The 11461-nt window shown below is 60.1% G+C and carries 8 protein-coding genes; 1 reads left to right on the top strand and 7 read right to left on the bottom strand.

The window, feature by feature from the left end; genetic code table 11:
• Nucleotides 1–422: 422 nt before the first annotated feature.
• The 7 genes from KZ772_RS06410 to KZ772_RS06380 all read right to left on the bottom strand — a co-directional run bounded on the left by KZ772_RS06410 (nt 423) and on the right by KZ772_RS06380 (nt 8248).
• Nucleotides 423–1598: a putative solute-binding protein gene (locus tag KZ772_RS06410; RefSeq protein WP_365870935.1), complete on the bottom strand. Its 1176-nt coding sequence runs from the start codon at nt 1596–1598 to the stop codon at nt 423–425.
• Nucleotides 1599–1747: 149 nt separating this feature from the next.
• Complete coding sequence (locus KZ772_RS06405) at nt 1748–2830, bottom strand: putative solute-binding protein (RefSeq protein WP_290538986.1); 1083 nt, start codon at nt 2828–2830, stop codon at nt 1748–1750.
• 110 nt (nt 2831–2940) lie between these two features.
• Nucleotides 2941–4110, bottom strand: coding sequence for a putative solute-binding protein (locus tag KZ772_RS06400; RefSeq protein WP_290538985.1), 1170 nt, complete (start codon nt 4108–4110; stop codon nt 2941–2943).
• Nucleotides 4111–4564: 454 nt separating this feature from the next.
• The gene (locus tag KZ772_RS06395; RefSeq protein ID WP_290538984.1) at nt 4565–5341 is read right to left on the bottom strand and encodes a YciK family oxidoreductase; all 777 of its coding nucleotides are present in this window, start codon (nt 5339–5341) and stop codon (nt 4565–4567) included.
• On the bottom strand, nt 5338–6018 hold the full coding sequence (locus tag KZ772_RS06390; RefSeq protein WP_290538983.1) for an HAD-IA family hydrolase: 681 nt from the start codon (nt 6016–6018) through the stop codon (nt 5338–5340). Before KZ772_RS06390 ends, KZ772_RS06395 begins: the two co-directional genes overlap by 4 nt.
• Nucleotides 6019–6129: 111 nt before the next feature.
• Complete coding sequence (gene ubiG / locus KZ772_RS06385) at nt 6130–6951, bottom strand: bifunctional 2-polyprenyl-6-hydroxyphenol methylase/3-demethylubiquinol 3-O-methyltransferase UbiG (RefSeq protein ID WP_290538982.1); 822 nt, start codon at nt 6949–6951, stop codon at nt 6130–6132.
• Complete coding sequence (locus KZ772_RS06380; protein ID WP_290538981.1) at nt 6905–8248, bottom strand: TRZ/ATZ family hydrolase; 1344 nt, start codon at nt 8246–8248, stop codon at nt 6905–6907. Before KZ772_RS06380 ends, ubiG begins: the two co-directional genes overlap by 47 nt.
• Nucleotides 8249–8559: 311 nt before the next feature.
• Here KZ772_RS06380 and gyrA point away from each other — a divergent pair, with 311 nt between their 5' ends.
• Nucleotides 8560–11316, top strand: coding sequence for a DNA gyrase subunit A (gene gyrA, locus KZ772_RS06375; RefSeq protein WP_290538980.1), 2757 nt, complete (start codon nt 8560–8562; stop codon nt 11314–11316).
• Nucleotides 11317–11461: the final 145 nt, after the last annotated feature.

Raw genomic sequence — 11461 nt, 5'->3', positions numbered from 1 at the left:
GAGCTACGAGCTACGAGCTACGAGCTACGAGCTACGAGCTACGAGCTACGAGCTACGAGCTACGAGCTACGAGCTACGAGCTACGAGCTACGAGCTACGAGCTACGAGCTACGAGCTACGAGCTACGCTTTTGGATTGGGCAGGCCAAAAAGTTCCCAAAACATTGGTATTTCTGCGAAGCTGCTGTGGGAGCGGTCGTTCGACCGCGAACGGCGCTTGCGCGGAAATCGCCCGGAGGGCGATCAGGAATCTCAGGATTCTACAAGTTCCAGAAAGAACGGCGGATAAATTTTGGCCTTTGTCCTCTAGCTACCTCGATTCGCCTGCAAGCAGCCTCCCACAAAAAACGCGGGCAGGGAGTTATGTGGTTGGCACGACCCTGCCCGCGTTGTAGCTTGAGGCTTGTAGCTTGAAGCTGTTTTTTATTCCACCGGATCCGCACATTCTCCTTTCGACGGATTGAGCTTGCAGCGGATCTTGCGTTGCAGGGTCAGCATATCGGCATCGTAATAGTCTTTCTCACGCAGGGTAAGGCGTGCTTCCTGCATCATTGTTTCGTATTCCCGTTTGTCAGAATCCGGAATCTCGATCCACCAGTGATCCGGTACCTTGGCGGCTTCCTGGTCCAGTCGTTCCTTGATCAGGTGATAGCTGTTGAAGAATTCTTCGCGAACCAGCTGCGCCACTTCGTTGGGAAACTTGTCCTTGCGACCGATCAGCTGCATGGTGATTTGCGCCAGCGGGTAGTTGATGATGCCGCCGTCCGGCGACATGCCCTTGTACAGTTCCAGTACTTCATAGGCCACCAGGGGGGCTGCCAGCACATCCACTACGCCGTTGTTGAACTTGTTGGGGGCAGAAACGATGTCCGAGGCCACCGGGGTGGCGCCGATCTGTGACACCATTTCCGCCTGAGTGGGATCATAGTCCAGCACTGCGACCCGTTTGCCCGCTGCATTGGCCAGGGTGTTGATGGTTCTGTCGTTGACGAAAACATAGGCGCCACCGGCAGAGGCCAGGCCGAGAATTACATATTCACCACTGACCATCTTGTCGGCGGATTTCGGATTGGCCATGACCTGCAGCAAGATCTTCATATGCTCGTCACTGGGAACGCCGCCGATGGAATCGATGGTGCCGGTGTACTTGTTGAACAGGCGTCCGCGCAAGCCGCTGATCAGGGCCGCATCGCAGATGCCGGCTTTCAGGTCTTCCACCACCACGCTTTCGCTGGTGTAGGCTTGAATATCCAGATCCACGCCGTATTCCAGCAGCCGGGTGCGCTGGTCTTCGGCGGCCTTGTAGATGGGGCCGGCACGACCGGCGATATCCCAGATACAGATCCGCCGTTTCAGTGGTTCGCCCATGCTGAAGCCGGCCACTTTCTGCATCGCTTCGATGCGGTCGTCGAGGCTGCGGCTCTGGTCGTAGGCAATGGCGCGCAGCTTTTCAGCCAGCTCGGGGGTAAGCGATACGCCAGGAGCAAACTTTTCCAGCTCAGCCTGTTGCGCAGGTGACAGGTTCAGTGAGTTATCTGCGTGGGCGGTGAGTGCGCCGATCAGCAGGGGAAGAATGAGCAGATGGCGGAAAAATTTCACGCGGGCCTCCATGGGCATATTATTGTTTGAATGCGAAGTGGCAACTTCAGATTGAATGCCCATTGTGACAGTCGTGACCGGCGAGTCGCTGGCTGGCCAGCCGGGGTGGCTGGCCGCGGTGCCAACTGTGGATGATGGTGGTGGGAGTGTTATTCCGTTTCCTGGCTGCACTCTGGTCGCTGGGCGTCCAGCTTGCAGCGAATACGCTTCATGATCTTCAGCATGGTGGCATCGTAGTAGCCGGTTTCGCGCAATTTCAGCCGTGCTGCGCGCATCATGCTGTCGTATTGCAGCTTTTCATTGCCATCCACTTCAATCCACCAATGCTTGGGAATCTGCCCGGCTTCCTTTTCCAGCGCTGTCTGGATAGAGGAAAAGCTGTCGGCTGCCACTTCCCGGATTACTGCGGCAAACGCCGGGGGGAAACGGTCAGTGTGACCAATCAGCTGGGCGGTGAGTTGCACGATCGGGTAATTAACAATGCCCCCATCCGGTGACATGCCCTTGTAGAGTTCCAGTACCTGATAGGCCACCAGTGGTGCGGGAAGCACATCCACGCTGCCGTTGTTGAACTGATTGGGTGCAGTGGCGAGGGTCGTGGCTACTGGAGTCGCACCGATCTGGGCAACCATCTTTGACTGGCCCGGATCAAAATCGAGTACGGCGATCTTTTTGCCGGCGACCCGTTCCAGGGAGTTCAGCTTGTTGTCGTTGACAAACAAGTAGGCTGCGCCGGCCGGGGTGACAGCAAGGGTCTGGTATTTGTTGCTGACCATGTTTTTGCTGAGCTGGGGCAATGCGATGGACTTCATCAGCATGTCCATGTGTTCCAGTGACGGCAAAGCGCCGATAGCGTCGATGGTGCCGCTAAAACGGTTGAACTGCCGGGCGCGAAAACCACTCATCAGCGCGGCGTCACATTGGCCATTTTTCAATGATGCGACCATGGCGCCTTCGTTGGTAAAGGCTTCCAGGCTGATATCAATTTTATAGCGCAGCAAATCCAGACGCAGGTTGGTGGCGCCGTTGAAAATCGGGCCGGAGCGGCCGGACAGATCCCACAAGCAGATGTGCCGCTTGAGCATGTCGTCCGGGCCCAAGCCCATTTCCTTGCGGGCTTCGGCAAGATGTTGTTGCTGCTTGGCTGTCAGTGTGAGTGCCTGGCTGGTGCTTGCCAGTGACAGCAGAGCGGGGCCCAAAAGGCCCATAATAAGGGTGCGATAAATCCCCATGACGTTTCCTTTGCCATTCGTTGCCATGCTTATAGCATGCAGAAGGGGGGTGAAGTTTTACCGCCTGTATGACAATTGTACGCGGCGCCAACATGGCGCCGTGTCATAGGTTATTCAGTGATGCTGCACTCGGATCGTGCCGGGTCGAATTTGCAGCGAATTTTGCGCTGCAGGCTGAGCATGTCGGCGCTGTAATATTTCTGGGCGCGCAATGCATCGCGGGCATCCTGCATCATCACTTCGTATTCCCGCTTGTCCTTGTCCGGAATTGCAATCATCCAGCGCTCGGGGACCCGGCGGGTTTCCTGTTCTATGCGTTTGATGACTTCGGGGTAGGCCTCGAAGGAGGCTTCGCGGATCAGTTGTGCCACTTCGTTGGGAAACTTGTCCAGGCGTCCAATTAACTGCATGGAGAGCTGGGTCAGGGGGTAGTCCACCACGCCGCCATCCGGGCTCATGCCTTTATAGAGTTCCAGCAGTTCATAAGCGACCAAGGGGGCGGGCAGAATATCAATCTGGCCGTTGTTGAACTTGTTGGGAGCGCTGACGATATCGGTGGTCACCGGCGTAGCGCCAATGGCCGCCACCATCTCCGCCTGGGTCTCATCATAGTCGAGAACCGCAACGCGCTTGCCGGCTGCCTTGGCCAGGGAGCTGATGCTCTTGTCGTTAACGAAAATGTGCGCGGCGCCGGCCGGGTAGATGCCCATCACCACATAATCGCCCTGCACCATATGGCCGGCCTGTCTCGGGTGAGCGAGCACCTGCAGCAGGGTGTGCATATGCTTTTGTGTCGGCACGGCGCCGATGGCGTCCACACTGCCGCTGTAGAGGTTGAACTGGCGGGCACGCAGGCCGCTCATCAGGGCGGCATCGCAGCGGCCAGCCTTGAACTCGTCCACCATCACGCTTTCGTTGGTATAGGGCACCATCTCCAGGTTGATGCCGTACTCCAGAGCCAGCGCCCGCTGCTCCATGGCAGCATTGAATACCAGGCCGTTGCGTCCGCCGATATCCCAGATGCAGATGGTGCGTTTCAGGGTGCTGCCGGGAGGCATCTGGTCCAACCCGACCATCTGGCTGATAGCCTTGAGGCGATTGCGTACCGGCATTTCCCGGGTATAGAAAACATCCTCCAGTTGTTCGAGAGTGGCGTCGTTAAGCGTCACCCCGGGGAGCAGGGTCTGGAGCTGTTTCTTCTGGGCTTCAGTCAGGTTGGCAGCGCTCAGTGATGAGCACAGCAGGCTGACGAGAAAGAAAAGGGTGATTGGGGTGCGCATGGTGGTCTCCCTGATGCCGCATTCTTGTTATGAGCGGTACATTTAGCACGCTCTTGCAGGATAAGGGAGAGCTTTGGCGCAGGGGGTGGCCGCGTTACGGCAATCCCCGGCGAAACGGTCAATGGGAACAAGGAAGCGTATTGTCGGGTAGGGTGCTGGCGTTTGACGTAGGAGCGTCGCTGGCGGCGCGATGAAAAACAGGAGCAAGCTTCAAGTGACAAGTTGCAAGGCGCGGTCAAGGTCTCACCAATTTCCGGAGCCGTACCCGCGATTCAGGCTCCTGCGCGGAGCTCATGCCTTGAATAGCTATTGGGCTTTTTTCGCGTTGCACCTTGTCACTTGAAACTTGTAACTGACCTCTATCGCGCCGCCAGCGACGTTATTCGCTGCGCTCACCCTTCGGGCCGACCTTTGGTCGTTGCTCCGCTGCGCTACGCTTCTACGGAGCCGGGTGTTATTTCGGCTGCGCGTCGATGGACTCGCCGTTCACGTCTCGGCTGTCCGGGCCGAGCAGGAACAGGTAGGGGGCCATGATTTCGTCCGGGGTTTTCAGCGTCTGCGGGTCTTCGCCCGGGTAGGCCTGGGCGCGCATGTCGGTGCGCGTGCCACCGGGGTTGAGGGTGTTAACGCGGATGTTGCTGGTGTTCTCCAGCTCTTCAGCCAGTACCTGTGCCAGATTTTCGGTGGCGGCCTTGGAGACGGCATAGGCACCCCAGAAGGCGCGGCCCTTGCGGCCAACACTGGAGGAGGTGAACAGCAGGCGCGCATCCTCGCTGGCGCGCAGCAGGGGCAGCATGGCCTGGGTCAGGTAAAAGGCGCTGTTAACGTTCACCTGCATCACTGAATCCCAGGTGCCGACACCGTAGCGCTCCAGCGGGGTAATGTCGCCAAGCACGGAGGCATTATGCAGGATGCCGTCCAGACGCCCGAATTCCTTGTCGAACAGGCCGGCCAGTTCCAGGAAGTCCTCCGGGCGGGCCACCGCCAGGTTCACTGGCGCCAGGGCCGGCTCCGGGCCACCGGCGGCCTTGATCTCGTCGTAGACCTTTTCCAGCTTTTCCGGGGTGCGACCCAGCAGGATGACCGTGGCGCCGTGACGGGCCAGGGTCAGGGCGGCGCAGCGACCGATGCCGGCGCCGGCGCCGGTGACCAGAATGATGCGGTCCTTGAAAGCATCAGTGGGGCATTGGTAAGCCAATGCTTTTGCATTCACGGATGATAATTCGCTCATGCATGACTCCTTGTGTTCATCGTATGCAGCAGGGGTAACAGATCGCTGCCTTGTTCCAGATAATAATCGGCCTGCCAGCCGTGGGGGTCATCATCCGCATCGATATAGCCAAAGGCCGCCACCGCGGTGGCCATGCCGGCATTCTGGCCGGCCTGAATATCACGCAGGTGATCGCCCACGTAGAGGCAGTGGGTCGGGTTCACCCGGTCCTGCCGGGCAGCCATCAGCAGGCCTTCCGGGTCCGGCTTGCGCTGTTTGACATGGTCCGGGCAGATCACCGCACCCACGCGCTGGTCCAGGTTGAGTCCGGCCAGTACCGGCCCGGTGAAACGTGACGGCTTGTTGGTCACGATGCCCCAGGGCAGGCCGTTGGCATCCAGCCAGTCCAGGGTTTCCGCCATGCCGGCGAACAGGCAGGTATCCACGGCCAGATGCTGCTCATAGGCGTTCAACAGCTCGTCCAGCAGGGGCGGAAATTCCGCATCCTCCGGCCCCACCCCAAAGCCCAGCTCGGTGAGGGCGCGGGCGCCATTGGACACATTGGCGCGCACCGCAGAATAGCTGACCTCTGGGCGGCCATGCTGTTTCAGCAGGGTATTGAGCACCGTATAAAAGTCCGGTGCGGTATCAATCAAGGTGCCGTCCAGGTCGAAATAAACGGCTTCAAGCTTGTTCATGAAAATTCCTGTTGGGGGTGCAAGTTTCAAGTTGCAAGTTTCAACGCGAGAAGTGCAGTGCCAAGTGCTTAGATTGTCGCCGCGTTTATGGCTGGCGGCGCGGCTCAGTCGCTATTCGTTTGGCAGCAGTTTTTTGTGCGCGTTGTAACTTTTAACTTGCAACTTTCCTTTAACCGCGTGCATCAGGTAGTTCACCGACACATCCCGGTTCAGCTTGTACACCTGGGTCAGCGGGTTATAGACCATGCCGGTGGTGTCTTGTACTTCCAGGCCCGCGTCCCTGGCCCAGCCGGCCAGCTCCGAAGGCTTGATCAGCTTGGCGTATTCGTGGGTGCCGCGGGGCAGCAGGCGCAGCACATACTCGGCGCCGACGATGGCAAACAGAAACGCCTTGGGGTTGCGGTTGATGGTGCTGAAGAAAATCTGCCCACCGGGCTTTACCAGGGTGGCACAGGCGCGGATCACAGATGATGGATCTGGTACGTGTTCCAGCATTTCCAGGCAGGTAACCACGTCGTATTGGGCGGGCCGCTCCTCGGCGATCTGCTCCGCCGGAATCTGCCGGTATTCCACGGGTACCCCGGCCTGTTCGGCATGGATGCGTGCCACTGCCAGGGGCGCTTCACCCATGTCGATGCCGGTGACCTCGGCGCCGCGCCGGGCCATGCCCTCGGACAGCAGGCCGCCACCGCAGCCGATGTCGATGACTTTCTTGCCGGGCAGGCTGACGCGCTCGTCGATGTAATTGAGACGCAGCGGGTTGATGTCGTGCAGCGGGCGGAACTCGGAATTGGGGTCCCACCACTGCTCCGCCAGGGCGTTGAATTTGGCGATTTCGCCGGCGTCTACATTCTGTTGGGTAGAGGGGGGAATCTGTGGTTGCTGTTCAGTCACGGTCGGCTCCGGCGATTTTTTCCTGCCACTGCTGGGCATTCTTGAGGATCACGGCTTCATTCAGGGTGGTGAGCTTGCGGTTGTCCATCAGGCAGCGCCCACCCACCCAGGTGTGGGTCACCTGGTCGCGGCTGGCGGCGTAGATCAGTTGCGCCACCGGATCATAGACCGGCTGGGTTTCCAGTCGGTTCAGATCCACCGCCACCATATCCGCCTGTTTGCCAATTTCCAGTGAACCGAGCTGGTCGTCCCGGCCCAGGGCGCGGGCCCCGTTCAGGGTCGCCATCTGCAGTATCTCGCTGGCCGGCAGGGCATCTGCCTGGAGACTCACGCCCTTGCCAAGAAAGGCGGCGGTGCGGGCCTCGCCGATCATGTCCAGATCGTTGTTGCTGGCGGCGCCATCGGTGCCCAGGGCCACGTTAACGCCGGCCTTGCGCAGTTTTTCCACCGGCGCAAAGCCGCTGGCCAGCTTCAGGTTGGATTCCGGGCAGTGCACCACCTGGGTACCGGTTTCTGCCACCAGGGCGATTTCGTCTTCGGTGAGCTGGGTCATGTGCACCGCCAGCAGGCGGGGGGAGAGCAGGCCCAGGTTCTTCAGGCGAGTGAGCGGGCGATCACCGGTGTTGCCCACTGCCATCTGGATCTCGCCGGCGGTTTCGTGCACGTGCATCATCATCGGCACGTCCAGTTCCTCGGCCAGGGTCAGCACCTTCTGCAGGGGGCCGTCGGACACCGTATAGGGCGCGTGGGGGCCGAAGCCGATCTGGATGCGCGGATCGTGGCGCCACTCGTCCATGGCATCGGTGGCCAAGCGCAGGTAGTCCTCCGGGCCGGCGCCCATGGGGGTGGGGAAATCCAGGATCGGGCAGAACAGGCTGGCGCGCAGGCCCGCTTCCACGGTGGCGCGAGCGGCACTGGCCGGGAAAAAATACTGATCGGCAAAGCAGGTGGTGCCGGAGCGGATCATCTCCGCCGCCGCCAGCCGGGTGCCGTCGAACACAAACTGCTCGCTGACGAACTGGCCTTCCGCCGGCCAGATATGCTTTTCCAGCCAGGTCATCAGTGGCAGGTCATCGGCGATGCCGCGCAGCAGGTTCATGGCCGCGTGGGTATGGGCATTGATCAGGCCGGGGACCAGCAGGTGGCTGTCCAGCCGGGTGACCGTGTCGGCCTGCCATTTCTCATTGGCCAGGGCGCTGGGCAGCAGGTCGACAATCTGGCCGTCACGGACGACCAGGGCATGGTTTTCCAGTACCTCGGCACTGGGCGCGTTGTCCTGCGCGACCGGGGCAATCCAGCGGGCGTGGACGATCAGGTCAGCCTGATTGTCGCTCATGCACAACTCCTTGAAGAGGGTGGGGCAATTTTCGCCGCAGTATAGCGTGTCAGAGGCGCTCTTGCCCTTGTTTGGCCGCCTCTGCATCAATGGCGTCTGACTATGGCGCCGAAGCCGTCCGGGTGTGCTATCATCCGGGGCTTTTCCGGGCCTCGTGCGCCGGAACCGGACATGTCGGCCCCGCGTATCGGGGCGGTATAAGAACAGACTGCACTGGGTGCCACGGGCACGCTGTGAAATCGGCCCTGATCAGGGCCGGCTTGGGAAAGCCGCAGGGGCTTTCCCGATACTTGTGGAAAGTAAGGATCGCTATGACGGATCTCGCCAGAGAAGTTACCCCGGTCAACATCGAAGACGAACTGAAGCAGTCGTACCTGGATTACGCCATGAGCGTGATCGTGGGGCGGGCGCTGCCGGATGTGCGCGACGGCCTCAAGCCGGTGCACCGCCGGGTGCTGTTTGCCATGCACGAGCTGAACAACGACTGGAACAAGGCCTACAAAAAATCCGCCCGTGTGGTCGGTGACGTCATCGGTAAATATCACCCCCATGGTGACTCTGCCGTGTACGACACCATCGTGCGGATGGCGCAGCCTTTTTCCCTGCGCTACATGCTGGTGGATGGTCAGGGTAACTTCGGTTCCATCGACGGGGATTCCGCCGCTGCCATGCGTTACACCGAAGTGCGCATGGCCAAGATCGCCCACGAGCTGTTGGCCGATCTGGACAAGGAAACCGTGGATTTCGTCGACAACTACGACGGCACGGAAAAGATTCCCGATGTGATGCCCACCCGGGTGCCCAACCTGCTGGTGAATGGCTCCTCCGGTATTGCCGTGGGCATGGCCACCAATATTCCGCCCCATAACCTGGGCGAAGTGGTGGACGGCTGTCTGGCGTTGATCGACGACGACAGCCTGACTCCGGATGACCTGATGGAATACATCAAGGGCCCGGATTTCCCCACTGCCGGCATCATCAATGGCCGCGCCGGGATCGTGCAGGCCTACCGCACCGGCCGTGGTCGTGTGTACATGCGTGCCCGCGCCGAGATCGAACAGACTGACAAGAGTGGCAAGGAAGCCATCATCGTTCACGAGATCCCCTATCAGGTGAACAAGGCACGGCTGATCGAGAAGATCGCCGAGCTGGTGAAAGACAAGAAGATCGAAGGCATCACCGAGCTGCGTGACGAGTCCGATAAAGAAGGCATGCGCATCGTTATCGAGCTGCGCCGGGGCGAAAACGCGGAAGTGGTGCTCAACAACCTCTATCAGCAGACCCAGATGGAGACCGTGTTCGGCATCAACACCGTGGCCCTGGTGGACGGTCAGCCGAAGACGCTCAACCTGCGCGAGTTGCTGGATGCCTTTATCCGTCACCGCCGCGAAGTGGTGACCCGCCGTACCGTCTTTGAACTGCGCAAGGCCCGTGAAAAGGCCCACCTGCTGGAAGGCCTGGCGGTGGCGCTGAGCAATATCGACCCGGTGATCGAACTGATCAAGGGGTCCCCCAGTGGGGCAGAAGCCAAAGAGAAGCTGCTGGGCAAGGGCTGGACGCCCGGCGACGTGATGCAAATGCTGGAGCGTGCCGGTGGCGAAAACGCGGCCCGCCCGGATGGCCTGGACGAGCAGTACGGCCTGCGTGACGGCCTGTATTACCTGAGCCCGGAACAGGCCCAGGCCATTCTGGACCTGCGCCTGCAGAAACTGACCGGCCTTGAGCGGGAAAAGCTGATCAATGATTACCAGGAGCTGCTGGAACAGATCGCTGAATTGATGCTGATCCTGGCCGATCCGCAGCGCCTGATGCAGGTGATTCGTGACGAACTGAAGGCGATCCGCGAGGAATACGCCGATGAGCGCCGTTCCGAAATCGTCACTTCCCGTCTCGACCTGAGCATGGAAGACCTGATCGCTGAAGAAACCGTGGTGGTGACCCTGTCAAACGGTGGCTACGCCAAGATGCAGCCCATCGACACCTACCGGGCGCAGAAGCGGGGCGGTCGCGGCAAGTCCGCCGGCCAGCTCAAGGATGAAGATTATGTGGAGCACCTGCTGGTAGCAGGGACCCACGACACCCTGTTGCTGTTCACCGACGCCGGCAAGGTGTTCTGGCTGCGTACCTTCGAGCTGCCCCAGGGTGGCCGGGCGTCCCGTGGCAAGCCCATCGTCAATCTGCTGCCGGCACTGGGTAATGACGAACGCATTACCGCCATCCTGCGTCTTGATGCAGAAATGGTACGCCAGCAGAAAGCCGCCGGCGTGGAAGCAGAAGTGGACGAAGATGATGTGGTTGATGCGGACGAGGTAATTGAAGACGCGGTTGAAGACGGCGATGAGGCTGAAGTGGTGGCCGACGCCATTCCCGGTCCCTTTATCTTCATGGCCACCTCCAGCGGTATCGTCAAGCGTACCGCTCTGGCCAACTTCGCCCGTCCGCGCAGTTCCGGCCTGATTGCGGTGAAACTGCAGGAAGGCGAGCACCTGGTGAATGTGGCTATTACCCACGGCGACGAAGATGTGATGCTGGTGGCCCGCAACGGCAAGGCCGTGCGTTTCCATCAGTCCAAGGTGCGCGTCATGAGCCGTCTGGCTCGCGGTGTGCGTGGCATCAAACTGGCCGACGGGGTGGACGTGATTTCCCTGATCGTGCCGGAACAAGATGGCCAGATCCTCACCGCTTCCGAAAACGGCTACGGCAAGCGCACCCCGCTGACCGATTACCCGACCAAGGGCCGTGGTGGCCAGGGCGTGATCGCCATGGTGGTCAACGAGCGTAACGGTGAGCTGGTCGGTGCCACCCAGGTGTTTGGTGAAGAGGACATCATGCTGATTTCCAACCAGGGCACCCTGGTGCGTACTGGCGTTAATCAGGTCAGCGTCTCCAGCCGTAATACCCAGGGCGTTCGTCTGATTCGTCTGGGTGATGGTGAGAAGCTGTGCGGCCTGGCCACCATTCCCGAGCTGGAAGGTGACGAGGACGACATTGAAGAGGGCGAGGTGCTGGAAGGGGAGGCCTCTGCTGAATCCCCCGAGGCCGACGCCTCTGACGACGCCGAGGAATAAAAGGCTGCTGTAGGAGCGGCGCTTGAGCCGCGAATCGTACTTGGCACGGCTTGTCGCGAGTACCTTCGCGGCTCAAGCGCCGTTCCTACGGCCCGTTCGAAAGACAATGTAAGCAACAACCCGAGCCCGGTGTTACCGGGCTTCT

The sequence above is a fragment of the Alcanivorax sp. genome (assembly GCF_019431375.1).
Taxonomy (GTDB): domain Bacteria; phylum Pseudomonadota; class Gammaproteobacteria; order Pseudomonadales; family Alcanivoracaceae; genus Alcanivorax; species Alcanivorax jadensis_A.
Note: the sequence above shows the minus strand (reverse complement) of the source record. Positions and strands in the feature narration are given on the sequence as shown.

Coding starts and splice junctions, on each gene's coding strand:
- ubiG (WP_290538982.1), bottom strand. CDS start 6,951: ATGCCCAGCAGTGGCAGGAAAAAATCGCCGGAGCCGACCGTGACTGAA.
- KZ772_RS06395 (WP_290538984.1), bottom strand. CDS start 5,341: ATGAGCGAATTATCATCCGTGAATGCAAAAGCATTGGCTTACCAATGC.
- gyrA (WP_290538980.1), top strand. CDS start 8,560: ATGACGGATCTCGCCAGAGAAGTTACCCCGGTCAACATCGAAGACGAA.
- KZ772_RS06405 (WP_290538986.1), bottom strand. CDS start 2,830: ATGGGGATTTATCGCACCCTTATTATGGGCCTTTTGGGCCCCGCTCTG.
- KZ772_RS06400 (WP_290538985.1), bottom strand. CDS start 4,110: ATGCGCACCCCAATCACCCTTTTCTTTCTCGTCAGCCTGCTGTGCTCA.
- KZ772_RS06390 (WP_290538983.1), bottom strand. CDS start 6,018: ATGAACAAGCTTGAAGCCGTTTATTTCGACCTGGACGGCACCTTGATT.
- KZ772_RS06380 (WP_290538981.1), bottom strand. CDS start 8,248: ATGAGCGACAATCAGGCTGACCTGATCGTCCACGCCCGCTGGATTGCC.